The 26001-nt window shown below is 72.5% G+C and carries 20 protein-coding genes; 12 read left to right on the top strand and 8 right to left on the bottom strand.

Annotated features, from left to right (window positions below; translation table 11 throughout):
- Positions 1-66: 66 nt before the first annotated feature.
- On the top strand, positions 67-2196 hold the full coding sequence (ftsH, locus tag A1QA_RS13165) for an ATP-dependent zinc metalloprotease FtsH (RefSeq protein ID WP_017177430.1): 2130 nt from the start codon (positions 67-69) through the stop codon (positions 2194-2196).
- Entirely contained in the window at positions 2193-2765 is a 573-nt protein-coding gene (gene folE / locus A1QA_RS0102900) for a GTP cyclohydrolase I FolE (protein WP_017177429.1), read from the top strand. Before ftsH ends, folE begins: the two co-directional genes overlap by 4 nt.
- A 273-nt stretch (positions 2766-3038) precedes the next feature.
- Here folE and A1QA_RS0102895 read toward each other — a convergent pair whose 3' ends face one another.
- Complete coding sequence (locus A1QA_RS0102895; protein ID WP_017177428.1) at positions 3039-4367, bottom strand: sensor histidine kinase; 1329 nt, start codon at positions 4365-4367, stop codon at positions 3039-3041.
- Between the two features lie 48 nt (positions 4368-4415).
- Between A1QA_RS0102895 and A1QA_RS0102890 the strand changes: the two genes are divergently transcribed.
- Positions 4416-5087 (top strand): response regulator, encoded by a 672-nt coding sequence (locus A1QA_RS0102890; RefSeq protein WP_017177427.1) that lies wholly within the window; start codon positions 4416-4418, stop codon positions 5085-5087.
- 84 nt (positions 5088-5171) lie between these two features.
- Here the strand turns inward: A1QA_RS0102890 and A1QA_RS0102885 are convergent, their stop codons facing one another.
- Together A1QA_RS0102885 and A1QA_RS0102880 are read right to left on the bottom strand one after the other, a co-directional pair.
- Positions 5172-7679, bottom strand: coding sequence for an FtsX-like permease family protein (locus tag A1QA_RS0102885; protein ID WP_017177426.1), 2508 nt, complete (start codon positions 7677-7679; stop codon positions 5172-5174).
- Entirely contained in the window at positions 7679-8437 is a 759-nt protein-coding gene (locus tag A1QA_RS0102880; protein ID WP_017177425.1) for an ABC transporter ATP-binding protein, read from the bottom strand. Before A1QA_RS0102880 ends, A1QA_RS0102885 begins: the two co-directional genes overlap by 1 nt.
- A 220-nt stretch (positions 8438-8657) precedes the next feature.
- Here A1QA_RS0102880 and folP point away from each other — a divergent pair, with 220 nt between their 5' ends.
- From folP to A1QA_RS0102835, 9 genes are all read left to right on the top strand, one after another.
- On the top strand, positions 8658-9536 hold the full coding sequence (gene folP / locus A1QA_RS0102875) for a dihydropteroate synthase (protein WP_017177424.1): 879 nt from the start codon (positions 8658-8660) through the stop codon (positions 9534-9536).
- On the top strand, positions 9533-12004 hold the full coding sequence (folK, locus tag A1QA_RS16410; protein WP_017177423.1) for a 2-amino-4-hydroxy-6-hydroxymethyldihydropteridine diphosphokinase: 2472 nt from the start codon (positions 9533-9535) through the stop codon (positions 12002-12004). The genes folP and folK overlap by 4 nt, the downstream gene beginning before the upstream one ends.
- A complete protein-coding gene (locus tag A1QA_RS0102865; protein ID WP_017177422.1) occupies positions 12004-12510 on the top strand; it encodes a DUF3180 family protein in 507 nt (168 codons plus the stop codon). Before folK ends, A1QA_RS0102865 begins: the two co-directional genes overlap by 1 nt.
- Positions 12511-12628: 118 nt before the next feature.
- Positions 12629-13198 carry a PH domain-containing protein gene (locus tag A1QA_RS0102860; RefSeq protein ID WP_017177421.1) on the top strand — a complete coding sequence of 190 codons (570 nt, stop codon included), beginning with the start codon at positions 12629-12631 and terminating at the stop codon, positions 13196-13198.
- The gene (locus tag A1QA_RS0102855; protein WP_017177420.1) at positions 13195-14967 is read left to right on the top strand and encodes a PH domain-containing protein; all 1773 of its coding nucleotides are present in this window, start codon (positions 13195-13197) and stop codon (positions 14965-14967) included. The genes A1QA_RS0102860 and A1QA_RS0102855 overlap by 4 nt, the downstream gene beginning before the upstream one ends.
- Before the next feature lie 75 nt (positions 14968-15042).
- On the top strand, positions 15043-16041 hold the full coding sequence (locus tag A1QA_RS0102850; RefSeq protein WP_020372760.1) for a Rossmann-like and DUF2520 domain-containing protein: 999 nt from the start codon (positions 15043-15045) through the stop codon (positions 16039-16041).
- A gap of 111 nt (positions 16042-16152) precedes the next feature.
- On the top strand, positions 16153-17106 hold the full coding sequence (gene panC / locus A1QA_RS0102845) for a pantoate--beta-alanine ligase (RefSeq protein ID WP_017177419.1): 954 nt from the start codon (positions 16153-16155) through the stop codon (positions 17104-17106).
- 83 nt (positions 17107-17189) lie between these two features.
- Entirely contained in the window at positions 17190-17645 is a 456-nt protein-coding gene (gene panD / locus A1QA_RS0102840) for an aspartate 1-decarboxylase (RefSeq protein ID WP_026048639.1), read from the top strand.
- A 197-nt stretch (positions 17646-17842) separates the two neighbouring features.
- The gene (locus A1QA_RS0102835; protein ID WP_017177417.1) at positions 17843-19534 is read left to right on the top strand and encodes a lysine--tRNA ligase; all 1692 of its coding nucleotides are present in this window, start codon (positions 17843-17845) and stop codon (positions 19532-19534) included.
- Positions 19535-19605: 71 nt separating this feature from the next.
- Here A1QA_RS0102835 and A1QA_RS0102830 read toward each other — a convergent pair whose 3' ends face one another.
- The 5 genes from A1QA_RS0102830 to A1QA_RS0102810 all read right to left on the bottom strand — a co-directional run bounded on the left by A1QA_RS0102830 (position 19606) and on the right by A1QA_RS0102810 (position 25781).
- The gene (locus tag A1QA_RS0102830) at positions 19606-20280 is read right to left on the bottom strand and encodes a pentapeptide repeat-containing protein (protein ID WP_017177416.1); all 675 of its coding nucleotides are present in this window, start codon (positions 20278-20280) and stop codon (positions 19606-19608) included.
- Between the two features lie 115 nt (positions 20281-20395).
- On the bottom strand, positions 20396-20734 hold the full coding sequence (locus tag A1QA_RS0102825; RefSeq protein WP_017177415.1) for a DivIVA domain-containing protein: 339 nt from the start codon (positions 20732-20734) through the stop codon (positions 20396-20398).
- Between the two features lie 182 nt (positions 20735-20916).
- Positions 20917-22485, bottom strand: a complete 1569-nt coding sequence (locus A1QA_RS0102820; RefSeq protein WP_017177414.1) for a peptide MFS transporter — start codon at positions 22483-22485, stop codon at positions 20917-20919.
- A gap of 292 nt (positions 22486-22777) precedes the next feature.
- Complete coding sequence (locus A1QA_RS0102815; RefSeq protein WP_017177413.1) at positions 22778-24046, bottom strand: alpha-hydroxy acid oxidase; 1269 nt, start codon at positions 24044-24046, stop codon at positions 22778-22780.
- Positions 24047-24302: 256 nt separating this feature from the next.
- Positions 24303-25781: a mannitol dehydrogenase family protein gene (locus A1QA_RS0102810; protein ID WP_017177412.1), complete on the bottom strand. Its 1479-nt coding sequence runs from the start codon at positions 25779-25781 to the stop codon at positions 24303-24305.
- Positions 25782-26001 lie beyond the last annotated feature (220 nt).

The following is a 26001-nucleotide window of genomic DNA, read 5'->3' as shown; positions in this document are numbered from 1 at the left end:
CGCGCGCCCATGGGATAGCGTCGGACCAGAATGACGACTCGGGTACGTCGAAGGGACCCACCGCCGATGAAGAAGCCTGGCCAGACCCCCAAGCCCACCCCCTCCGGGGGCCGGGGCGGCAGCAGCGACCGCCGCGACCCCTCCGGGCGCGGGGACAAGAAGAACCGCAAGCGCAAGGGCGCCCTCGGCAGCCCCTTCGTGTGGGCGGCCCCCATCGTGCTCGTCGGGCTCCTCATCTGGGCGCTGTACTCCTCGCTCAGCGGCTACCGTTCCATCGACACCTCCGACGGCCTGACCATCCTCAGCGACGGCACCACCATCAAGTCGATCACCGTCGTTGACGGCACCAACCGCGTCGAGCTCGACCTCGCCGCCCCCTACACCGCCAAGGCGAAGCTCCCCGACCAGGAGGACCGGAAGGTCGGGGACAAGGTCCAGTTCACCTTCACCGACGCCCAGGCCGCGCAGGTCGACGACCTCGTCCAGAAGGCCGCGCCCGTCGGCGGCTTCAACTCCGTGGTCCCCACGAGCTCCTGGTGGAGCTCCCTGCTCCAGATCACGCTGCCCATGCTCTTCTTCCTGGGCCTGCTCTGGTTCCTCATGAGCCGCGTCTCCGGCGGGTCGTCCGGCCCCCTCGGCTTCGGCAAGTCCAAGGCCAAGATCGGCTCCAAGGAGATGCCCGACGTCACCTTCGACGACGTCGCCGGCGAGGACGAGGCCGTCGAGGAGCTCGAGGAGATCCGCGAGTTCCTCTCCGAGCCTGAGAAGTTCAAGGCCGTCGGCGCCAAGATCCCCAAGGGCGTCCTCCTCTACGGCCCTCCCGGAACCGGCAAGACCCTCCTGGCCAAGGCCGTCGCCGGCGAGGCGGGCGTGCCCTTCTTCTCCATGAGCGGCTCGGAGTTCGTCGAGATGTTCGTCGGCGTCGGCGCCTCCCGCGTGCGCGACCTCTTCGAGCAGGCCAAGGAGAACGCCCCCGCCATCATCTTCGTCGACGAGATCGACGCCGTCGGGCGCCACCGTGGCTCCGGCATGGGCGGCGGCCACGACGAGCGCGAGCAGACCCTCAACCAGCTCCTCGTCGAGATGGACGGATTCGACGCCACCACCAACGTCATCCTCATCGCCGCCACCAACCGGCCCGACGTCCTCGACCCCGCGCTCCTGCGCCCCGGCCGCTTCGACCGCCAGGTCTCCGTGGAGGCTCCCGACATGGCCGGCCGCGCTGCCATCCTCAAGGTCCACGCCAAGGGCAAGCCCATGACCCGCGACGTCGACCTCGACCAGGTCGCCAAGCGCACGCCCGGCTTCACCGGCGCGGACCTCGCCAACGTCCTCAACGAGGCGGCGCTCCTCACCGCCCGCTCCAACGCGCAGCTCATCGACAACCGCGCCCTCGACGAGGCCATCGACCGCGTCATCGCCGGCCCCCAGAAGCGCACCCGCGTCATGAACGACCACGAGAAGGCCGTCACCGCCTACCACGAGGCCGGCCACGCCCTGTGCGCCGCCGCCGGCGCCTACTCCGACCCCGTCACCAAGGTGACGATCCTCCCGCGCGGCAAGGCCCTGGGCTACACCATGGTCATGCCCGCGGACGACAAGTACTCCACCACCCGCAACGAGCTCCTCGATCAGCTCGTCTACGCCATGGGCGGGCGCGCCGCCGAGGAGATCGTCTTCCGCGACCCCACCACCGGCGCCTCCAACGACATCGAGAAGGCCACCGGCACCGCCCGCCGCATGGTCACCGACTTCGGCATGACCCGCAGCGTCGGCGCCGTCAAGCTCGGCACCACCGAGAACGAGACCGTCCTGGGCCTGTCCGCCACCAACCGGGACTTCTCCGAGGCCGTCGCCGCGCAGGTCGACGCCGAGGTCCGCGAGCTCCTCGACGCCGCCCACCGCGAGGCCTGGGAGATCCTCACCCGCAACCGCGACGTCCTGGAGAACCTGGCCACCCAGCTCCTGGAGAAGGAGACCCTCCTGGAGAAGGACCTGGAGGCGATCTTCGCCCCCGTCGTCAAGCAGCCCGAGCGGCCCCTGTGGTCCGCTGATGACAGCCTCGTCCTTCCCGACGGCGTCGCCGGTTCCTTCGCCGGATCGCGCCTCCCGCGCCGCCCCGCCGCCGGGGCGGACACAGCGGAGGGCACGGCGATGGGCACGGATGCGGCTGGCTCCGAGGGCCCCCTCGCATGACCTACGACGCCGAGGGCGTGCGCCGCGCCGTGCGCGACCTCCTGGCCGCCGTCGGCGAGGACCCGGACCGCGAGGGCCTGCGCGACACCCCCGAGAGGATGGCTCGCGCCTACGCCGAGCTCTTCGCCGGCCTCGATGAGGACCCGGGCAAGCACGTCGAGCGGGTCTTCGAGGTCGGCCACCACGAGATGGTCCTCGTGCGCGACATCCCCATGTACTCCGTGTGCGAGCACCACCTCCTGCCCTTCCACGGCGTCGCCCACGTGGCCTACCTGCCCGGCGAGCTGGGGAGGGTCACCGGCCTGTCGAAGCTCGCGCGGCTCGTCGAGGGCTACGCGCGCCGCCCCCAGGTCCAGGAGCGGCTGACCGCCCAGATCGCCGACGCGCTCGTCGAGCGCCTGGAGTGCTCCGGGGTGCTCGTCGTCGTCGAGGCCGAGCACCTGTGCATGTCCATGCGGGGTGTGCGCAAGCCCGGCTCGAACACCGTCACCTCCGCCGTGCGCGGCCAGCTGCGCAACGCCGCCACCCGCGCCGAGGCCATGAGCCTCATCCAGGGCGGGAGGCACTGATCGCGTAGGCGCGCGCGTTGCCGATGAAGGGGTTAGTGTTCTTACTCGGCTTTATCCAGTTCCAATAGAGCTGAGGGCTTGTTGCGAAGCGCCCTGACTGGCGGGGAGGCCCCGTGGTGCCGCTCTTGCGCCCTCGGCCCGCAGAAACCGTCCCACCCCCCGTCCCGCTGTCTCACCCCCGCCTTGCGCCCTCATCCTCGCAGTTTGAGGGCGCAAGGGCGGGCCGAGGCGGCGGCTGCGGGCCGAGGTAGCGGCTGCGGGCTGAGGGCGCGTCTACACCAGCGGCACGGAGAGGACGGCGGTGAAGCGATCCCGGGTGCGGGACACGTCCAGCGTCCCGCCCAGGGCCTCCACGCGCCGCCGCGCCCCCACGAGCCCCAGGCCGGAGGAGACCGCCGGGCCCATCGCCCCGCCAGCGCCGCCATCTGCCGCGTCCGCGGGGAGCGCCGCGTTGGAGGCCATCGCCTCCAGGCTCCGCCGATCGCGCTCGACGACGAGGCGCGCGGGCCCCGGCGCCGCGTGCTTAGCCATATTGGCCACCAACTCGCCCAGCACCCGTGCCAACTGCTGGCGCAGCCCCGGACTGAGCGCCGAGTCCTCCAAGGCTTCCAGCCCCGCCGTCTCCAAGACGATCCCGCGCGCCGCGAGGAGCCGCCTGGCATCGGCCACCACCTCGGCCAGCGGGCGCGGCGCCGAGGAGGCCAGAACATCCAGCCCCGAGCCGCCCCCAGCCGACCCCAGGGCCCTCAGGCTCGATCGCAGCTGCTCGACGGCGGCGCGGACCGAGGCCGTCATCGCCGCCAGCTCGGGGTCCATGGGCGCCCCGGGCCCCCGTGCGAGGCGCGCCTGCTCAGCCACCATGACCGCCTGCGTGAGGTCGCGCACCACCGTGTCATGCAGCTCGGAGATGACGAGGAGGCGCTGGCGCTCCAAGTCCTCCTCATAGCGCTGGGACGCGGCCTCGGCCTGCATGCGCGGCTGGCGCAGGAGCTCGGCGACCACCAGGCAGGCGGCCCCGAGAATGCCGGCGTAGACGTGCTGGCTCAGCGCCGAGGGCTCACCGGGACGCGGCCACGCGGGGATGACGGCCATCAAGGAGCCGATCACCACCATGCCGTAGGCCACCACCCGGTTGAATCCCCTGCTGACCAGGACCGAGGCGCACAGCCACACCTTGAGCGGGAGGAGCGGGTCGAGCGTCGACACGGTGACGGGGATAACCGCGGAGTCCACGCCCACCGAGAGCAGGGCGAGCGCTGACCCCAGCAGGGGCCAGGGCGAGACCAGCGCGAGGCCGACGCCGCTGGCGACCACGAGGAGCGGGCGCCAAGGGCCCGGGCCGCCCGGGATGCTGGAGAGACCAGAGAGAGTCACCAGTTCGACGAGCGTGATCAGGCCCGCGCAGGCCAGGCACAGCAGATGCGTGCGCCGTCTGGGCGCCCAGGTGGTCAGCCGCGTGGGGGCGAGGAAGCGGCGCAGGGCGGCGGCCAGTGTTCCGTCGGCAGTGGCGCGCGCGCCTCCCAGCGCGCGCGCGGCGCGCGCCGCGCCCACCTCGCCAGCGGGGCGCGCAGCGCCCCCGCTGCGCGCATCCGTCCTGCTCATCGGCTCCTCCTGCCCATCGGCCTGCTCACAGGCCGTTAGCATCCTGCCATGACCGCGCGCGCCCCGGAGGCCTCTCCCCGCTCCCCAGTGGTCCGAGTCGCCCTCGTCGACGACGACCCCTTCGTTCTCACCGCCCTGCGCTCCTACCTGTCCACCCACGAGGGCATCGAGGTCGCCTCCACCTTCACCCGCGCCGCCGACGCCCTCGCCTTCCTGCGCGACGTCCCGGTGGACGTCCTCCTCACCGACGTGCGCATGCCCGGCATGGACGGCCTGGAACTGCTCGGCCGGGTCCGCCAGGAGCGCCCCGGCATCGCCGTCGTCGTCCTGACCTCCTTCGACGACGACCAGGCCATGCTCACCGCCCTGTCCGCCAGCGCCAACGGCTTCCTCCTCAAGGACAGCGCCCCCGAGGAGATCATCAGGGCCGTCCTCGCCGCGGCCGACGGCGGCACCACGATCTCCCCGGCCACCGCCTCCCGGCTCGTCGCCCACCACATGCGGCCCGCCCCGCCGCCCCTGCCCGGCGTCACCGCCGCCGAGCAGGCGGTGCTCGACCTGCTGTGCGAGGGCTACTCGAACGCGGAGATCGCCTCCCGCCTCGTGATCTCCGAGGCGACGGTCAAAACGCATGTCTCCCACCTCATGAAGAAGTTCCAGGTGGCCTCGCGGCTCAAGCTCGTCGTCGCCGTCCACCAGGCCCGCGACGCCGCCCGCTGAGGCCGTCCCGGTGGGCCCCGCCGCTTGACGGGGCCCACCGGGATCGAGCAGGACGACGGCGCCGCGCGCCCAGCCGGATCGCCCTCAGTCCTCGGCGAGAGCGGCGACAGGCGCCACCTCGCACGCCTTGGACGCGGGTCGCATGGAGGCCAGCGCCCCGACCGCGACGGCCAGGGCGAGCACACCCGCCATGGGCAGGAGGCTCACCGTCACGTGGGCCTCGGTCTCCTTGAAGACGGTAGCCGTGGCAGCGCCCCCGAGCACGGTGCCCAGACCCGCGCCGATGAGCCCCGCCACGAGGGCGAGCAGCAGGTTCTCGGCCAGGATGAGGCCCCGTACCTGGGAGGCGGGCGAGCCCAGCGCCCGCATGACGCCGATCTGCCGGGTGCGCTCCAGCACGGAGACCTCCGTGGTGCTGGCCAGCCCCACCAGGGTGATGACCAGCGACAGGAGGAACACGCCGCCAACCACTGCGGTGAAGTCGCCCACGAACTCGAGGGTCTTGCTCCTGGCCAGGGCGGCGTCCTGCACCATGAGCTCCCCGTAGGCGCCTGATCGGAGCGCGGCTCTCAGGGCCGCCCCAGGGGCGGTGTCCGAGCCGTCGCCATGGGTTCGCGCCCACAGCACGGAGTCGCGCGGGGCGTCCCCGATCAGTTCCGAGGCAGCACCGGGGCTGATGACGGCGCCCCATCCCTCGCGGACCCGGGCGGTGAGAGTCACGCTGCCGGCGCTGCCGGTGAGGGTGACCCGCGAGCCATCGGGGATCTGGTAGATCCCGCCGACGATGAGGGTCTCATCAGCCAGGTCCTCCAGGCCGCGGGTCGAGCGCGTCACTGGCGCGATGGCGGCAGTGTCGATGACCTCCACGGTGAGGGTGTCGCGGTCGTCGTCGGTCCCGCCCTCAGTGGTCGCGCCCAGGGTGAGCACCGGGACGAGGACCGAGGCCTCGATCCCGTCCGTCGAGTCCACCGCCCGGGTGAGGGCCGCCGTGTCCGTCTCGGGGGTGACGCCGTAGACCTCGATATCCGTGGGGGACTGCTCCGCGTTGATGCGGTCGAATGTGGACCGCGAGGAGGCCAGACCAGTCAGGAGGACGGCTCCGGCGAGCACACTGACCAGCAGGGCCGTTGCGGAGGCGGCCGCCCGCTGCGGCTCGGCCCGGATGCCCTGGGCCGCGAGGCGCATCAGGGGGAGCCTGTCCACGGGGATCAGCTTGGTCAGCACTGCGCCGATGGCGGTGAGCAGCAGCGGCAGGCCCGCGAGGACGCCGAGGAGCATGAGAGCGCCCCCAGCCGCGGTCGTGTACAGATTGCCGCTCGCCACACCCAGGGCCGTGGCTCCCGCGCCGAGTGCCAGGACGACGATGCCGAGGGCAGCCACTGCCCGGCGCGCCCGTGTTGCCCGCTCCTGGGAGACCGGCGCGCCGGTGAGCGCAACGAGCGGCGAGACGCGGGCGGCCCGCCGCGCGGGGCGCAGGAGCGCCACGAGGGTGACGCCCACTCCGAGCGCTGTCGCCAGGGTCAGGGAAACCGGCGGGATCGCGAGGTTGTCCGGTGAGATGGCGCCGAGCGCTCCGGAGGCGATGAGCCCGGCCGCCGCCCCGGCGCCCACAGCGCATCCGATGAGGGCACCGGCAAGGCCGATCGCGCTACCGGTGCGCAGCACCGCGATCATCACCTGGCGACGGCCGGCGCCCACCGCGCGCAGGAGCCCGATGTAGCGGGTCTGGCGCGCCACGAGCGTGGTGAAAACCGTCATGATGACGATCCCGGCCACCAGCGCGCACAGGGGGCTGAGGATGGTCAGCGTCTTGAGGGCGAGGTTGCTCCCCTGGCCCCTCGCCGCGGTGCGGTCGGTGATCGTCTTCTCGGCCGAGCGCACGATCGCGCTGTCTTGGTAGGCGCGGGCCTCCGCCTCAGCGGAGCGCATGACGGCGTCGGCGTCGGCCCCGGGGGCCAGGGTGAGGTAGATGTGCTTGTACTCCGTGGCGATGCCGAGGGCGTCGAACTGCTGGGGCGCCACGAAAGCGGTGTGCAGGCCGGTCTCGCTCGTCGCGTCGGGCCCCACCTCCAGCACGCCCACGACCCTCAGGGACGCCTTGGTCCCCGGGTCGCTCTTGAAGGCCGCCAGTTTGAGGGTGTCCCCCACGGCCAGCCCATTCTGCTCGGCCAGCGAGGAGGAGATCGCGGTCTCGCCCGCCTCGGTGGGAAGACGCCCTGAGGTCAGCCGCGTGTACGCGGAGAGCTCGGGGGAGTCGGCGAGGTTGACCTGCGTGCCTGTCGCGCCCTGGAGGGCGGCGGCCACGTCGAGGGAGAGGACCTCCAGGGCGCGCTCGCCCCGGGCCTGGGCGACGCCGTCGATCTGGGCGAGCTGGTCGCGCAGAGCGTCATCGAAGGGGCGGTGGCCGGGCGCGTTGATGCCGCCCCCGGAAGAGACGACGACGCCCGCTCCCCGCAGGCTCAGGGCGGCGGCGGAGCGCAACTGGGCGGTGTAGCTGGCCGAGATGACGAGGGTGGCGGCGATGAGGGCGGTGGACAGGATCACCGAGAGCAGGGCGGCGGCGGTGCGCCGCAGATCGAGGATCGAGGGCATCAGCGGGCCTCCCGTCCCAGGGCGTGGGTGCCGCCGCGGCGGGGCACGGGGGCGTCGTCGATGATGCGGCCGTCGCGCAGGCGGATGATGCGGCTGGTGGTCGCCGCGGCCTCTTCGTCGTGGGTGACCATGACGATGGTCTGGCCCAGGGTCTCGCACATGCGCACGAGGGTCTCGAGCAGGTTGGCGGCCGAGGCGGTGTCCAGGGCGCCGGTGGGCTCGTCGGCGAAGATGACGTCGGGCCGGCCCACGAGGGCCCGGGCCACCGCGACGCGCTGCTGCTGGCCACCGGAGAGCTCAGTGGGGCGGTGCGTCAGGCGGTCGCCGATGCCCAGGGTGGTGATGACGGCGTCGTACCAGGCCTTGTCCGGCTTGCGGTGGGCCAACCGCAGGGGCAGCAGGATGTTGTCCTGCGCGCTCAGCGTGGGCAGCAGGTTGAAGGACTGGAAGATGAAGCCGAGCTTGTCGCGGCGCACTCGGGTGAGCCGCTTGTCGTTCATGGCGGCCAGATCGTCCCCGGTGATGAGGATCTGGCCGGCGGTGGGGGTGTCCAGGCCGGCGAGGCAGTGCAGGAGGGTGGACTTGCCGGAGCCGGAGGGGCCCATGATGGCGGCGAACTCGCCTGGGCGGATGGCCAGGCTGACGCCGTCGAGGGCGACGACCCGGGCATCGCCCTGGCCGTATACCTTCGTCACGCCCCGGGCCTCGACGACGGGGCCCGCTGGCGCGGTGATGTGCTGCGATTCGGTAACGCTCATGGGGCGCTCAACTCCTCGGATCGGTGGGTGATCGGCTGTTTCTCACGCTAGAAGCGCGCGTGATCCGTGGGAATGCTGCGAATGAGGGGTCTGACTGGCCCGTCTCAGCCTTTCGATGGATGCCCGCGCGGCGCCGCCCGGAGCGCCCCCGTGGGGGAGCCGGCGCTCACAGTGGCCCGTGAAACAGCCCATCTGGCCTGAGAACCGTTAGCCTGGGGCGGTGACCGACCATCAGGACGCCCCCCGACTCGGGCCCGAGCCGCTGCCCGCCGCGCTCGCCGTCGGCCGGTGCCTCCTCATGGGTATCGTCAACGTCACCCCGGACTCCTTCTCCGACGGCGGCCGCTGGCTCGCCCCCGAGGCCGCCATCGCCCACGGCCGCGAGATGATCGCCGACGGCGCGGACATCCTCGACATCGGCGGGGAGTCCACCCGGCCCGGCGCCGCCCCCATCACCCCGGCCGATGAGGCCACGCGCGTCCTGCCCGTCATCCGGGCGCTCGCGGACGAGGGCGCGGTCGTCTCCGTTGACACGATCCACGCCTCCACTGCCGCGGCCGCCCTCGAAGCCGGTGCCCTCATCATCAACGACGTCTCCGGCGGGCTCGCCGATCCCGCCATGCACCCCCTCGTGGCCTCCTCCGGCGCCGTCTACATCTGCCAGCACTGGCGAGGCACCCCGGAGACCATGAACGACCTGACCGACTACTCCGCCTACCCGGGCGGCGTCGTCGAGGGCGTGGAGGCCGAGCTGCGCCAGCGCCTCGACTCACTGGAGGCCGCGGGCGCGCGCGAGTCGCAGATCGTCGTCGACCCCGGGCTGGGCTTCGCCAAGACCCACCCGCAGTCCTGGGAGCTCCTGGCCGCCACCGCCCGCCTGCGCGAGGACCTGGGCCTGCCCGTCCTCATCGGCTCCTCCCGCAAGCGCTTCCTCGCCGCCGCAGCCCCGGGCGGGGCCGAGGCCACCGGGCGCGACGCCGCCACTGCCGCCACCACCGCCCTCGCCGCCGCAGCCGGCGCGTGGGCCGTCAGAGTCCACGAGATCCCGGCCAACCGGGACGCCATCCGCACCGCCTCCCTCTGGAAGGACCCTCGATGAGCACCGTCACCTCCACCTCGACCGACAGGATCCGCCTGACCGGCCTGTCCGCCCGCGGTTACCACGGAGTCCTCCCCTTCGAGCGCTCCGAGGGGCAGATCTTCACCGCCGACGTCACCCTCGACCTCGGCCCGCGCGGCACCGCCGTCGCCGCGGTGACCGACTCCCTCAACGACGCCGTCGACTACTCGGCGGTCGCCAACGCGGTGGTCACCCTCATCGAGGGGGAGCCGGTGGCCCTCCTGGAGACCCTCGCCGAGCGCGTGAGCGAGACAGTCCTCGCCTTCCCGCGCGTCATGGCCGTCGAGGTGACGATCCACAAGCCCAACGCGCCCCTCGAGGTCGCCTTCGACGACGTCTCGGTCACCATCACGCGCCTGTCCGAGGCGGCGGCCTCCGTGCTCTCCTCGGCGACGAGCGCCCCAGCCGTCTCCTCGGCCCCGGCTGTGGCCAGCGCGCCCGTCGTGGGATCCGCTCCCGTCGTGGCATCCGCCCCATCGGCGGCCCCCTACGCGGCCGCTGCCATCGCCTCGGAGCCCCCGCTGCCCACGGGGCTCCCGCTGCCGTCCGCGCCCTCCGTCTCCTCGGCCGGTACCGGCGCCCACGCCGCCGAGCCGGCCAGCGCCGCGCCTCCGTTCCCGGGCGCCTTCGCCGGCAGGCTCGACGCCGTCGGCGACTCCTGGGCCAGCGCCTCCGAGGCACCGATCGCCCAGGACTCCAGCGTCCCCGAGCAGTTCGAGGCCCCCGCCCCGCCCGTCGCCGACCCTGGCATGGGCGCTGGCGCGGCCGACGAGTTCGGCCAGGCCCTCTCCTCCTCCGCTGATGGCGCCTTCGGCGAGGCCGCGCCGTTCGCCCCCGTGGGCTCCTCCGCCGGCCATGCGGAGGCAACCGACGCCCCTTGGGGCGAGCCGGGCGAGCCCGCCCCCCTCCAGTCCGGTTCCGCGGACCAGCCCTGGGACGCCGCCCCTTTCAACCCCGCCGAACCCGTCGGCGGTGCTCTTCCCGAGGACTCCCAGGAGACCTGGGCAGAGGAGACCGGCTTCGACGGCGCCGCCCCCATTCATGACACCCATGACGGCGCCTCCTACGACGCCAGCGCCCCCGAGGCCGCCGCCCTCGTCGGCGACTCTGCCGTGCCGGCCCCGTTCGGGATCGGCACAGGCACTCCCGCCCAGCCCGGCGGGGGCCCCATCGGCTCCCCGGCCCTCGCCGTCGGCGGTGAGGGCGGCTACGGCAGCGAGGGCGGTGAGGGCAGTGAGGGCAGCGAGGGCGCGGGCTACCCGCTCGGCGCCGATTACTCCTCCTCCGCCGCGCCCCAGCCCGAGGACGCCGGGCACGGCTACGCTCCCGCCGCTGCCGAGCCCGGCTACGCGGCGGTCGTGGGGGAGGCCCCCATCCCGGCTGTTCCCGCCGTCGACCCCCTCGCCGAGGCGCCCACGGCCCCCGTGCCCGTGGTCATCGGACTGGGCGGCAACCTCGGCGAGGTCGTCCCCAGCCTGCGCCGCGCCGTCCAGACCCTCCAGAGCGCCGAGGGCATCGAGGTCACGGCCATCGCCCCCCTGGCACGCACGGCCGCCGTCATCGAGCCCGGCGCCGCCGAGCAGCCCGACTACCTCAACACGGTGGTCCTCGCCCACACGACCCTGTCCGCGAGGGATGTCCTGGCCGTCTGCCAGCGCCTGGAGTCCGACGCCGGGCGCGTGCGCCTCGAGCCGAAGGGCCCGCGCACCCTCGACGCCGACGTCATCACCTACTCCGACCTGCGCTCGGCCGACCCCGAGCTCACCCTCCCGCACCCGCGCGCCGCCAGCCGCTCCTTCGTGCTGCTGCCCTGGTCCCAGGCGGACGCCTTCGCCGAGATCGACGGCCAGAGCGTCGCCGCCCTCGCCGACCAGGCCCCGGACCGCGACGGCATCCGCTGGCTCGCCCTGGACTGGATCGACTCCGACGCCCTGCCCAAGCTCCCCACCGGCCAGTACGTGCCCGCTGAAGCCCTTGCCGACTCCTCGCAGGATGACGGCGATGGCGAGCAGGCCTCGCAGTCGCAGGACGTCCCCGACTTCCTGTCCGCCCCCTCGGCCGCCCTCGTCGCGGACGAGGAGGAGCCCTTCAGCGAGACCGTCCCCGCCTCCATGGTCAAGGACGCCCTCGCCGCCGACCCCTCGGTCGCCGGCTCCGCGCCCTTCGTCCCCGGGATGCCCGGAGCGCCCTCTGTGCCGGTCTCCTCGTCCGCCTCCGCGCCGGTGCCGCCCGCCCCGCCCGCCCCCAGCCCCTTCGCCGACCAGGCGCCCCAGGTCGCCGAGCCGATCATCGAGGAGGTGCCGGGCCAGGGTGGCCAGCCCGCCCAGGACGGCCAGCCCGCCCAGGACGGCCAGCCCGCCCAGGGCGCCCATCGCTCCGATGACCACACATGGTCGGCCTCGCCCGGCTGGGAGGACGTCCTCGGCCAGGGCGGGCAGGGGGTCTGATGCGCCGCACGCGCTGGACGGTGGTCCTCGCGTGCTTCGCCACGACGACCGTCCTCTCCCTGGTCGCCTTCGATCTCACCCTGCGCAGCCGCGGCTGGGTCCCCGCCGTCACCTCGTGGGGCGCGGCGACGGGCCTCATCATCGCCGTCGTCATCCTCATCGCCGGGCTCGCGGTGAGGCGCCTGCGCGCCAGGCAGGCCACCTGGATCACCCCCACCGGCGCCGCCGCCACCGCCGCGGGCGCCCAGGCCTCCGCGCTCGCGGGCTCGTGCATCGGCGGCGTCTACGCCGGGGGGCTCGCCTGCGCGCTTCTCGCCCCGGCCTCTCCCGCGATGAGTGACCTGGCCCTCACCAGCGGGCTCTGCCTGGCCGCCTGCGTGGCGTGGTGCGGCGTCGGACTCCTTGTGGAGCACTGGTGCGCCATCGACTCCTCCGACGACGACGATGACCACCCCTCCGCCTCCATACGAGGAGGGGGAACCACCACGCCCGGGGCCACCGCCTGACCGTCGCGCCTGCCAGCCCGTGGGCGCCGCCGTGATCCGCCTCATTCCTCCTGCGGGATGAGGGGCGCGCCGACGCCCCTCGGGCATGATGAGGATTCTTGTGAGCATGAGGAGATCCATGACCGCCCAACCGATCCCGGGCCCGGCCGATCCGCGCCGGGCCGCCGCTCCCAGGCCCTCGCGCCTGACCGACGCCGTCTCCGGCGCCGGCGGGCCCTTCAGCCCCCGCGGCATCTCCTTCTCCCCGGTCTCGCCCTCCCTGGCCACCGCCCGGCTCATGGCCGTCGTCCCGCTCCTGCTCCTGCTCGCCGGGGGCTTCGCCGTCCCCGCGATCCTCGTGAGCCCCTGGTTCTGGGCGGGGACCGGCGTCGCGATCCTCCTCCTGGCCTGGCTGGCGTGGCTGATCCCCCGCCAGGTGCGGGCGATGGGCTACGCCCTGGCGGGCGAGCACCTCCTGTGGCGCAAGGGGATCATGTGGCGCCGCATGTCGGTCATCCCTTACGGCCGCATGCAGTTCGTCGACACGTCCCAGGGCCCCATCGCGCGACGCATGGGCATCGCCGAGGTCAAGCTCCACACCGCAAGCGCCACCACCGATGCCACCATCAACGGCCTGCCCGTGGCCGAGGCCGAGCGCCTGCGCCAGATCCTGGCCGAGCGCGGCGAGGAGAGGATGGCGGGCCTGTGAGCGGGGCCGCCAGGGCCAGCCGCCCCGGGCGCGCCCGCCGTCCCTCGCGCGCGGCCGCGAGGGCGCCGAAGGGCTCCCGCCAGCGCTCGATGAGTCTTCCCGCCGGCCTCCACTGGCGCCACGTCCACCCCATCACCCCGCTCGCCCGCGGGTGGAGGGTCGTCGCCACCGTCTTCGCCATCATCGCCTGGCAGGCGGTGGACGACATCAAGCATGCCATCGAGCTCTACCGCCAGTTGCGCGAGGTCGACCCCGCCCAGTACAGCGAGACCGTGCAGGCCTGGGCCACCGAGGCCTCCGGCGGCGACCCCACCACCTGGCTCATCGGCGCCGGGATCGTCCTGGGCCTCATCGTCCTCGCGATCCTCACGATCCCGTTCCTGTCCTGGCGCGCGATGACCTACGCCGTCGACGCCGACGCCGTCTACCTGCGCACGGGGATCCTCGCTAAGCAGCTGCGGATCGCCCGCCTGCCGCGCATCCAGAGCCTCGACATCACCCACCCGCTGCTCGGGCGGATCGTCGGCCTGGGGCAGCTCTCCGTCGAGGTCGCCGGCGGCTCCGACTCCAAGGTCCTCATCGGCTACCTGCGCACCCGCCAGCTGGGCGCGCTGCGCCGGGAGATCCTCGAACTCGCCGCTGGCGCCACCACCTCGGCGTCGTCGGGCGCCCTGCCCGGCGACGGCGCGACGGGCGTCGGAGCGGGCGCCAGCGGGCCCGCAGGAGGGCCCACAGAGATCAAGGGCTTCGAGGACATCGTCGGCGCGCCCCGTATCGCCGAGGGCACCCTGGAGGAGGCCGAGCACCCCCTCTACGTCGTCGACACGGGGATCCTCATCCGCTCCCTCCTGCGCTCCGGGCCCGTCATCCTCCTCCTCATCGCGGTACCGCTGTACGCCGGGCTGCTCATCGCCCTGGCCTGGCACGCCGGGACCGACGCGGCTCTCGACCTCCTCCCCACGGCGATCGCCATCCCCCTCGCCCTGGTGCCGGTCGTCTGGAACACCCTCAGCCAGGGCTGGGGATTCCGGGCCGCCGCGACCCCCGCCGGCATCCGCATGCGCTACGGCCTCACCGACGCCACGTCGATGACCCTGCCCCCCGGGCGCGTTCACGCTGTCGGGATCTCCCAGTCCCTGCTGTGGCGGCGCAAGGACTGGTGGCGTGCGGACGCCGCCCTCGCCGGCCGCGCCCTCAGCAAGTCCGAGGCCGCGCAGGGCAATCCCACCAAGCGCCTCACCCGCCTCCTGCCCGTCGGCGCGCGCGATCAGGCCCTGCGCGCCCTGTGGCTCGTCATCCCGGACCTCGGCGTCCCCGATCCGGATCGGCTCCTGGACTCGGCCCTGACCGGCATCGACGACGGCGGCGCCGGGCCCGCCGCCGCGCCCATCGGCGCCCCGGAGCGGGGGTTCATCAGCGTGCCGCGCCGCGCGCGCCTCTTCAACCCGATCGCCTGGCGCCGCAAGGCGATCGCCCTGACCGACACCTGTGTCATCCTGCGACTCAACCGCTGGTCACGGCGGGTCAACGTCATCCCCTACGAGCGCATCCAGTCCTACCGCGTCACCGCCGGCCCACTCGCGCGGCGCCGAGGCCTGGCAACCCTGCGCTTCGACACGGTCGACATCCTCTTCCCCATCCGCATCTCGAACCTCGACGCCGCCGCGACCGCCGAGATCTCGGGACTCATCGCCGCGCGGGCGGCGAGGCGGGGCCGCGACGAGCACCTCGACCGCTGGCTCGCGCGCGTCACCGAGGGCGTGGCCTGAGCGCGGGGGCTATGCGCACGGCCCGGGCCCACGGCTTGAGCGCGGGGCGCCGCCGGCCGTGAGACGATCCAGGCCATGAGCGACGCATCAGCGCACGACGCCCCCGATCCGGCCCCCATCTCCCCGGGCGGGGGAGCCGCCCGCCCGGGCCGCCTCGGAGTGGGGATCATCAGCGCCGGGCGCGTCGGCGCGGTCCTCGGCTCCGCGCTGCGCGCCGTCGAGCACCAGATCATCGGCGTCCACGCCGTCTCCCAGGCCTCGCGCGAGCGCGCCGAGATGCTCCTGCCCGGCGTCCCCGTCCTGGAGGTCGAGCAGATCGTCGAGCGCGCGGAGCTCGTCCTCCTCGCCGTCCCCGACGACGCCCTCGGCCCCCTCGTCCAGGGCCTGGCCGACCTGCGCCGCTGGCAGCCCGGCCAGCTCGTCGTCCACACCTCCGGCACGCACGGAATCGCCATCCTCGAGCCCGCCCGCCTGTGCGGGGCGATCCCCCTGGCCATCCACCCCGCCATGACCTTCGGCGGCTGGTCCACGGATGTCGCCCGCCTCACCGGCTGCCCCATGGCGGTCACCGCGCCCGCCGCCGTCCTGCCGATCGCCCAGGCCCTCGCCGTTGAGCTCGGCGGCGAGCCCTTCGTCCTGGAGGAGGCCGCCCGCCCCGCCTACCACGCCGCCCTCGCGCACGGCGCCAACCACCTCGTCACCCTCGTCACCCAGGCCGTGCGCGCCCTGGAGGCCGCGGGCGTCCCCGACGGCGCCGCCACCCTCCGCCCGCTGCTCACCGCCGCCCTCGACGGCGCCCTCCACGAGGGGGAGTCCTCCCTCACCGGCCCCATCGCGCGGGGGGACGCGGGCACGATCACCCGCCACCTCGCCGCCCTCGGCGCTCTGCGCGATGAGACGGGCAGCGCGCTCGACGACGTCACCGACACCTACCGCGCGCTGGCCCGCGCCACGACGGAGCGCCGCGAGGCCACGGGGATGCTCGGCGCCGAGCCGGCCACTGCGATCCGGAGCGCGCTGGATGAGGGCGCTCCGGGAACCTCGGGAGTCGCTGGCCAGGCCGGGGACGAGTAGCCCGCGCCGGTCCGATTGACCAGGTCGGGCGCTGGCCCGCTGGCGAGCGGCCCGGCGCCGGCGGGGAGGGCGGCGCGGGCCGGTGCACCGCCGCGCAGTAGTGTGAGTGCCATGACTGGCACCGCCGCACCGTCCCCTGCCCTCCTCGCCCGCACCCGCGCCGAGCTCGCCGCCGCCCTCGAGGGCGATACCGCGCCCCGCGCCGTCGTCATGACCATGGGCGCCCTCCACCAGGGGCACTTCGACCTCGTCGCCGAGGCCGCCCGCCGTGTGGGGGAGGCCGGGACCGTCGTCGTCACCATCTTCGTCAACCCCCTCCAGTTCGCGCCCGGGGAGGACCTCGACGCCTACCCGCGCACCCTCGAGGCCGACGTCGCCGGGCTCACCCGCGCGCTCACGGGGGAGGGCGGCGCCCTGCGCGTGGGCAGGCTCGTCGTCTTCGCGCCCACGCCCGAGGTCATGTACCCGGGAGGCGAGCCGCAGGTGCGCATCGACCCCGGCCCCATCGCGACCGTGCTGGAGGGGCGCACCCGGCCCACGCACTTCGGCGGCGTGTGCCAGGTGGTGCTCGCCCTCATGCACCTCACCGCCCCCCGGTGGGCGCTCTTCGGGCGCAAGGATGCCCAGCAGCTCGCCATTGTCAGCGCCATGGTCCGCGACCTCGCCATGCCGATCGAGATCGTGCCGGTGGACATCCGCCGCGAGCCCGACGGCCTCGCCATGAGCTCGCGCAACGCCTACTTGAGCGCCGAGCAGCGCCAGCAGGCGCTCGCCCTGTCCGCTGCCCTGGAGGCCGGCCGCGTTGCGGCCGCGGCGGGGGCGAGCGCGGCGCGTATCCGCGAGGCGGCGCTGTCCCACCTGGAGGCCGCGCCCGGCGTCGAGATCGACTACGTCGCGCTCGTTGATCCGGAGACCTTCGTGGACCTGGCGGGCACTGGGCTGGGGCTGCCCGAGGGCGCGGATGGGCGGGGATCGGGGGAGCCCCACCAGGGCCTGCTCGCGCTCGCGGCCCGTGTGGGCTCCACCCGCCTCATCGACAACACCCTCGTTCCCCTCGCGCGTTGACACCCGCGCTCGCGGACGATAGTGGTATAGACCTCTCGTTTGGGGTCTGGTCCCGCGCGCGCCGGCGTCTAGGCTGATTCACGATGAGCACCCGCACCCGGACGATGATGACGTCCAAGATCCACCGCGCCACCGTGACCCAGGCCGACCTCGACTACGTCGGCTCGATCACCGTGGATTCCGCGCTCCTCGAGGCCGCTGATCTCCTGCCCGGCGAGCGGGTGGACATCTGCGACTGCACCAACGGCAACCGCCTCTCGACCTACGTCATCCCTGGTGAGCGCGGCAGCGGCGAGATCTGCGTCAACGGCGCCGCCGCCCACCTGGTCAGCCCCGGCGATGTCGTCATCCTCATCGCCTACGGGCAGATGAGCGATGAGGAGGCCCGTGCCTACCAGCCGCGTGTCGTCTTCGTCGACGCCCAGAACCGGATCGTCGAGCGCTCCGCCGAGCCCGGCGGCGTGCCCGTGGACTCCGAGGCCGCCCGTCTCCAGGGCCTGCGCCCCTCCGGCATCTCCCTGGCCACCGCCCGCGCCTGAGCCCCTCTCTTCCGACAGGTGCCTTCAGCCCCGACAGGTGCGCCGAACACCGACGGCTGCGTTCTCACCGCACCTGTCGGTGCTGAGCGCACCTGTCGGTGGACGATGTCGCCGTCGGTGATCACTGAGGCCTGTCTCCGACGCGGATCACGCCGTGGGCAGGTCCAGCGCGCGTGGCGGGGCCGTAGACTCGGGCCGTGATCGACGAGAACCCCACTGCCCCCGAGGCATCCCCCCTGGCCGACGCCCCTGCGACCCCCGCCGAGCCCTCCGCGTCGGGCAAGTCGAAGCAGCCCAAGGCCGAGCCGAGCCCCGGCGAGCAGTTCGCCATCCGCGCGGGCAAGCGTGAGCGCCTGCGCTCCGAGGGCTGGGACCCCTACCCCGTCCAGCTCCCCATCACCACCACGATCGCCGCTGTCCGCGAGAAGTACGCGGATCTGGCCACCGGCGAGGAGACCGAGGACGTCGTGGGCGTGGCCGGCCGCGTCGTCTTCCTGCGCAACACCGGCAAGCTCTGCTTCGTCACGCTGGCCGACGGCGCCGGCACCACCCTGCAGGCGATGCTGTCCGCCAAGTCCCTGCCCGGCGAGGGCCACTCCTCGCTCGCCGCCTTCAAGGCGGACGTGGACCTCGGCGACCACCTCTTCGTTCACGGGCACGTGGGCACCTCCCGCCGCGGTGAGCTCTCCGTCTTCGCCGAGCCAGTCCTGTGCGAGGGCCACGACGCCGCCGACCTCGCCTCCGCTGGTGACGACGCCCTCGAGGTCCCCGCCTGGCGCATTGCCTCGAAGGCCCTGCGCCCCCTGCCCAAGACCTGGACCAATGAGGCCGGGGAGGCCGTCACGCTCTCCGAGGAGCAGCGGGTGCGCCGCCGCGAGCTCGACCTCCTCACCCGCCCGGCGGCCCGCGACATGGTGCGCATCCGCGCCGCCGTCGTGCGCTCCCTGCGCGAGAACTTCCACCGCCGTGACTACGTGGAGCTGGAGACCCCGATGCTCCAGGTCATCCATGGCGGCGCCGCCGCGCGCCCGTTCATCACCCACATGAACGCCTTCGACATGGATCTCTACCTGCGCATCGCAACCGAGATCTACCTCAAGCGCGCCGTCGTGGGCGGTGTGGACCGGGTCTTCGAGATCAACCGCAACTTCCGCAACGAGGGCGCCGACTCCTCCCACTCCCCGGAGTTCGCCGCCCTGGAGGCCTACGAGGCCTACTCGGACTACAACGGCATGGCGGACCTGACCCGCAACCTCGTCCAGCAGGCCGCCCGCGACGCCTTCGACCTGCCCGAGGGCGGGGAGATCGTCACCCTCGCTGACGGCACCGAGTACGACCTGTCCGGCGAGTGGGCGAAGATCGACCTCTACACCTCCATCTCCGAGGCCGTCGGCGAGGAGATCACCGTGGGCACCCCCCGCGCCGAGCTCGTCCGCATCGCCGAGAAGCTCGACCTGGAGATCGACGACTACGCGGTGGCCGGCAAGATCGCCGAGGACATCTTCGAGGTGACCGTCGGCGACTCCCTGTGGGCACCCACCTTCGTCTACGACTTCCCCGAGGACACCTCGCCCCTGACCCGCTACCACCGCTCCAAGCCGGGCCTGACGGAGAAGTGGGACCTGTACGTGCGCGGCTTCGAGCTCGGCACCGCCTACTCCGAGCTGGCCGACCCCGTGATCCAGCGCGAGCGCTTCGAGGCGCAGGCCCTCGCCGCCGCCAACGGCGACCCGGAGGCCATGGTCCTCGACGAGGACTTCCTCGTCGCCATGGAGCAGGGCTTCCCGCCCTGCGGCGGCATGGGCATGGGCATCGACCGCCTCCTCATGGCCCTCACCGGCCAGGGGATCCGCGAGACGATCACCTTCCCGATCGTCAAGCGCGGCTGAGCCCGGCGCGCGTCTGATCCCGCCCCGGGCCAATGCCTGGGGCGGGATCACACGCCAGTAGCCGCCCCGCCTCAGACCACGCGCAGCCCGACGGCGCTGGCCAGAGCCGGGGCGAGCAGCGGTAGCTGGCCGGGCTCGATGGTCGCTCCCCGCAGGGCGGCCGCGTCGTCGATCTCCGTCAGCGCCGCGATGTCGAGGCCTCGCAGGTCGACGTCGGCGAGCCGCGCCCCGCGCAGCCGGAGCACCCCGATCCGGCAGTCCTCCAGTCGCACCCGGATGAGCGAGGCCTCGGTGAGGTCGAGCTCATCGATGCGGCAGCCAGCCACGACGACGTCGAGCAGGGTGGCGCCCGAGAGGTTGAGGAAGCTGATGCGGCAGTCGGCGATGCGCGAGGACCGGAGCTCCGAGTCGAACATGGTGAGCGCCCCGATACGGGAATCCACCAGTTCGACCTCGCGCCAGGTGCTGCGCTGCGCCGTGAGCCCGGAGGCGCGCAGGCGGCTCAGGCGGGTCTCGCTGGCGCGCCAGTCGGTCAGCCGTGCGTCATCAGCGGTGACATCGGCGAGCTCGCAGGCGTCGAGCTCGAGTTTGTGGAGGTCGGCTCCCGCCAGCTGGGCGCCGGTGATGCGGACGAGGTCCAGGTAGGCCTCCGCCCGCAGGTCGGTGGCGCTGCGGGGCTCAAGGCTCGGCAGGGAGAGGGGTGGGACGATCGGCGGGCGGGGCCCCGCGGGAGCGCGGCGTGGCATGGCCCGACGCTATCGCGGCCCCGTGACAAGCGCGCCCCGGATCAGCGAGGGGGGGCGGCAGTGGCCGCTTCGGCAGCAGCCGGGCAGTCATCCCGGCGATGGGCACCCGCGCCAGTCAGAGGCGCGGAGCCTCGGATTCCCACCCCTTGAGCGCCACGGCCACCTCGTCGAGGAACTCATCGACCTCTTCCCCGTCGTACCCCGCTCGCATGGGGACGCGCACGATGCCGAAGCGCATGTTCACCAGCTCGCGGGAGGTCAGGATGCTCCTCCCGGCAGTGGCGGCGCTCATCGAGGCCATGATGGTCGGCGCGTGCCTCGCCTCCCATGCGCGCAGTGCCGCCGTCGCCCGCGACATGGCGTCATCGACATCGTCGACGTCGTAGCGCTCGCCGAGGCAGATCTTCTTGAAAGCCGTCTGTGCGACGTCGTCACTGGTGGGGGAGGGAGTCATCAGGGGGCTAATCGGGTAGGGAGGGGATCGGACGCCCACGAGTATAGGGCCGGGCGTTTGAACGGACCCCGGCCCCGATCCTGTCCGTGGGACCAATGATCGGGGCCGGGGCCGGGGCCGGGAGCAGCCAAGACTGGGGCAATCCGTCGGGGCGCTAGGCCTCGCGGGCTCCGCGCAGTCTGCTAGTCGCGCGTGGCGATGTGGAGGTCGTCCATGCGGCGCTGCGTCCAAGGGGCCAGCGCGTAGAGGGCGAGCGAGACGAGGATCGTGATGGCGCCTAGGCCGTAGTAGTACGTCGAGTCGGAGATCCCCGAGGTGCGCTCGATGACGACGGCGGCGACGCCCTGGCCCGTGGAGGACGCCAGCAGCCACAGCGCCATCGCCTGGGAGGCGAAAGCCTTGGGGGCGAGCGCCGTCGTCGTGGACAGGCCCACGGGGGACAGGCACAGTTCGCCGATGGTCTGGACGATGAACACGAAGGCGAGGAACCACCAGGGCGACAGCTTCCCGTCGCCCGGCCAGGTGGCGAAGCCGAACCCCATGAGGAGCGCCGAGACGCCGACGAGCAGCACTGCGGAGGCGAACTTGACAGCTGTCGAGGGGAACTTGCCAGCCCTGCGGGTGAAGATCCACCCCGCCACAGGCGCCAGGATGACGATGGTCAGCGGGTTGACCGACTGGTAGGCCTCGGCGGTGAAGGCCAAGCCGAAGAACGGCGTCTGCCCGTCCGTGTTCGAGTCGGCGAAGGTCGCCATCTTCCCGGAGGCCTGCTCGAAGATCATCCAGAACAGGACGGCGCCGATCCACAGGGGAACGTAGGCCCGCAGGTGCACGCGCTCGGCGGCGCTGACCTTGGAGGAGCGGAACATGACGACGAAGTAGGCGATCGAGGAGCCGGTCGCCACGAGGAAGAGCGTGTAGGCGATCGCCGTGGACAGGTTCTGGGTGATCGCGAAGATGAGGCCCGCCAGCGCGATGAAGCCGATCACCGCGCCCGCGCAGCCCACGAGGAGGCGGTTGAGGGCTGAGCCCCGGATCGGGTTGGGCACGTCGAAGGCGAAAGCCGAGAGCTTGTGCCTCCCGTAGACGAAGGCCACGAGGGCCAGGGCCATGCCGACGGCGGCCGCCGCGAAGCCGGCGTGGTAGCCGTAGTGGTCCTTGAGCCATCCGGTCACCAGCGGGGAGAAGAAGGAGCCGACGTTCACGGACATGTAGAACAGCTGGAAGCCGCCGTCGCGCCGCGGGTCGTCATCGTCGTAGAGGCCGCCGACGATCGTGGACAGGTTCGGCTTGATGAACCCCGTCCCGACGGCGACGCAGACGATCCCGACCCACGCCAGGGGCGCCACGGGGATCGACAGGCAGATGTGGCCGGCCATGATGATGAGGCCGCCGTAGAGGGTGGACAGCCACGGGCCGATGACACGGTCGGCGAAGATGCCGCCGGGGATCGCCAGGAGATAGACGGCGGCGCCGTAGGCGGCGAGGATGACCTGGCCGGTGTTGTCGCTCAGGCCGAGGCCGCCGTTGGCGAGGGTATCGGTGATGAAGTAGAGCAGGATGGCGCGCATCCCGTAGTAGGAGAAGCGCTCCCACATCTCGACGTTCAGCATCCACGGCAGTCCGTGGGGGTGGCCGAAGAAGATGCCGCGGTCCTCCCGGGACGGGCCGGTGCGCAGGGTCGACGGCGTCCATCGGGATGCGATGGGCGCCCGGCCCTCTGTCGCCGAGGCGGTGGTCTCGGTCGTCATGGTTGTCTCCTCGAGGGGGTGAGACGGCGCGGTGGCTCCCGCCTTGTGGGCAAGAGTCGCCGCGCTGCGACGTCGGACCGCTGATGTTCCAGCGGCCCGGCCTCGAGCGAGGCGTTCTCAACCGGGTCGTTGCCAGGATGCCGATCGGCGAGGGCTGCTCGAGTGCCTCAAGTACGGTACCCCTGGGGGAGTAACGAATTCGTTTCCCGATATGTTGGCGTGAGAAAGAACGGGCGATGGCGCTGGCCCGGGGCCTCGGTGGCCCCGGGATGGTTCGCAGCCGATGGGTCTCTCAGCGACTGAGAGAGGCCTCCGCCGCGGCCACCTGGGCGCGCACGGGGACGAGGCGGGTGAGCTGGGTGACGTGGCGGGGCTCCAGCTCCTCGATGGTGGCCACGCCGAGCAGGCGCATGGTGCGCACGATCTGATCGTCCAGGATCTCGATCATGCGATCGACGCCCGCGCGGCCGCCGGCCATGAGCCCGTACAGGTAGGCCCGCCCCACCAGTGAGAACTTGGCGCCGAGCGCGGCGGCTGCGACGATGTCCTGGCCATGCATGATGCCGGTATCGATCATGACGGTGGTGTCCTTGCCCACCTCGCGCAGGACCTCGGGCAGGAGGCGGAAGGGGACGGGGGCGCGGTCCATCTGGCGCCCGCCGTGGTTGGACAGCAGGATGCCGTCGACGCCGAGGTCGACGAGCCGCTTGGAGTCCTGCACGTTCTGGACTCCCTTGACGATGATCTTGCCCTTCCACATCGAGCGGATGACCGACAGGTCGTCATCGGAGATCGTGGGGTCCATGACGGAGTCGAGCAGCTCGCCCACCGTGCCGCCGGTGGAGGACAGGGACGCGAACTCGAGCTTCGGGGTGGTCAGGAAGTCGAACCACCAGCGCGGGTACATCGCCGTGTTGAGGACGGTCCCCGCAGTGATCTGCGGTGGGATGGAGAACCCGTTGCGCTTGTCCCGCAGGCGGGCGCCAGCGGTGGGCACGTCCACGGTGAACATGAGGGTGTCGAAACCGGCCTTCTGCGCGCGCTCGACCAGGCCGTAGCAGATGTCGCGCTGGCGGGTCACGTAGAGCTGGAACCAGTTGCGCCCGGCGGGATTGGCCGCAGCGACATCCTCCATGGATGTGGTTCCCAGGGTGGACAGGCTGAAGGGAATGCCGGCGGCGCCCGCGGAGGTGGCGCCGGCGATCTCGCCCTCGGTCTGCATGAGACGGGTGAAACCGGTGGGTGCGATGCCGAAGGGGAGGGAGGAGCGGCCTCCGAGGATCTCGCAGGAGGTGTCCGTCTCCGGCGCGGGGCGCAGGATGTCCGGGTGCCATTCGATGTCCCGGAAGGCCTGGCGGGCTCGGCGCAGGGAGATCTCCTCGTCGGCGGAGCCGTCGGTGTAGTCGAAGGCGGCGGCGGGTGTGCTGCGTTTGGCGATGGTGCGAAGGTCCCAGATCGTCTGTGCGGCGGCGAGGCGCCGACGGCGCGCGTTGAAGTCGGGGGACTTGAACTGCAGGAGGTCGAAGATCTCGGACGGTCGGGGGAACTGGCGCTTCACCACGGGGCTACCTCTTTGTCGGGTGATGGTGCCGCGGCTGGCGGCTACCGCTGCGGCGATCGGACGATGCTGGGACCTTGGTCTAGGCCTGGCGCACGCCGAAGTATGCTCCCCCGACTCCTCAAAAAGCAAGGGAAGGCTTACCTATGCATCCTGTCGTTGAGGGGGGACGCGGGCGCCCTGGCCCCGCCGCGACAACGGCAGGTGCCAGGGCGTCGGCTGCCTCACGGTTGAGGACAAGCCCCCTCGCCAGCGCGTTTCAGCTCTCGTTGAGGGTGGCCTCCATCCGGGCGCGCACGCCCTGGGTCTTGATGGCGGCGAGCTCGGCGAGGAATGCGGAGCGGAATCGCTCGTCGGAGCCCAGGCCGGAGAAGATCTCCTCGTTGGTGAGGAACGCGTCCTCCTCGCCGTCGCGCTGGCGCTGTCCGTAGTCCTCCAGGTGGTCCTGGGCGTCGGGGATCGGATGGCCGGCCTCGTCGACGCCCTCGGCGCACCAGGCCCATGCCGCGCACAGCGCAGCGCCCAGGCGGATCGAGCGCCCTGCCTCCAGGTTCTCCCTGATCGTGGGCAGCACGAACTTCGGCATGCCCGAGGGGCCGAAGAAGGCCAGGCGGGCCAGGGTGTCGGCGATCGCGGCGTTCGTGAAGCGCTCGAACAGCGAGTCCACGTAGGCGGGCAGGTCGATGCCCGGCACCGGGCGCAGTGTCGGCAGGGCCTCGCGCTCCAGGTAGGCGCGGGTCCACGCGGCGATCTGCGGATCGGCGGCCGCCTCGTGGCCGTAAGTCATCCCCAGGGGCCGCCCCCAGTGCGCGAGCGCCTGGTGGGAGGCGTTGAGCAGGCGGAGCTTCATGAGCTCGTAGGGCACGACGTCGTCGACCATCTGCACGCCGACCTCCTCGTAGGGCGGGCGCCCGGCGGGGAACTCATCCTCCAGCACCCACTGGGTGAAGGGCTCGGCGACCACCGGCCAGGCGTCGTCGACGCCGAGCTCGGAGCGGACTAGGGCGATGTCCTCGTCGGTGGTGCGGGGCGTGATCCTGTCCACCATGCAGTTGGGGAAGGCGACGTTGGCGTCGATCCAGTCGGCCAGCTCGGGGTCGCTCAGGCGCGCCTGGGAGACGACGGCGGTGCGGGCCACCTTCCCGTTGCCCGGCAGGTTGTCGCAGCTCATGACCGTGAACGGGGCGACGCCCTCCTCACGGCGGCGCCGCAGCGCCTCGACGATGTAGCCGAAGGCCGTCACCGGCTCATGAGGGTTCTCGGCGTCGTGGACCGCCCCCTCGGCGTCGGCGCGGAAGACGCCGGTGGCGTCGTCGATGTTGTAGCCGCCCTCCGTGACGGTCAGGGAGACGATCCGCGTGGTCGGCGCGGTCAGCACGTCGAGCACCTCGTCGCGGGCCTCGGGGGCGAACAGGTAGCGGTGGATCGAGCCGATGATCGCGGGCTCGAGGTGGCCATCGGGGTGCTTGAGCGTGAGCGAGTAGAGCGTGTCCTGGCTGGTGAGGGCGTCGCGCATGGCGGCGTCGCCGGGAAGCAGCCCAACCCCGCAGATCCCCCAGTCCAGCGCCTTGCCCTCGCGCATGAGCCGATCCATGTACATGGCGTGGTGAGCGCGGTGGAATCCCCCGACGCCGAAGTGGACGATGCCGGTCGTGATCGCGGAGCGGTCGTAGGTGGGGGCCAGGGGCGACTCGGCGAGGGATGTCGTGGGCCCAGTCTGCTCGGTCTCATTGGTCATGGTGTCTCCTCCAGTGGAGTTCGCGGATCATGGCTGGTGCTGCCGGCTGAGGGGCAGGATGTCGTTGTCGGTCCGGATGATCGGTCACGTCCAGGATGACGCAGGCGGCCGGGAGTATCGGTGCCCGGTTCGCCGAATCGGCTGAACGGTTCGACGGCGCCGCTCGCTCCTGGATCGGCAGAGTCGCAGATAGGGCCCGCTGTGCTCGGGCGCGAGCGCG

This window comes from Actinomyces timonensis DSM 23838 (genome assembly GCF_000295095.1).
Lineage (GTDB): Bacteria > Actinomycetota > Actinomycetes > Actinomycetales > Actinomycetaceae > Actinomyces > Actinomyces timonensis.
The sequence above is the reverse complement of the archived record's forward strand: the minus strand, read 5'-3'. Positions and strand labels throughout refer to the sequence as shown.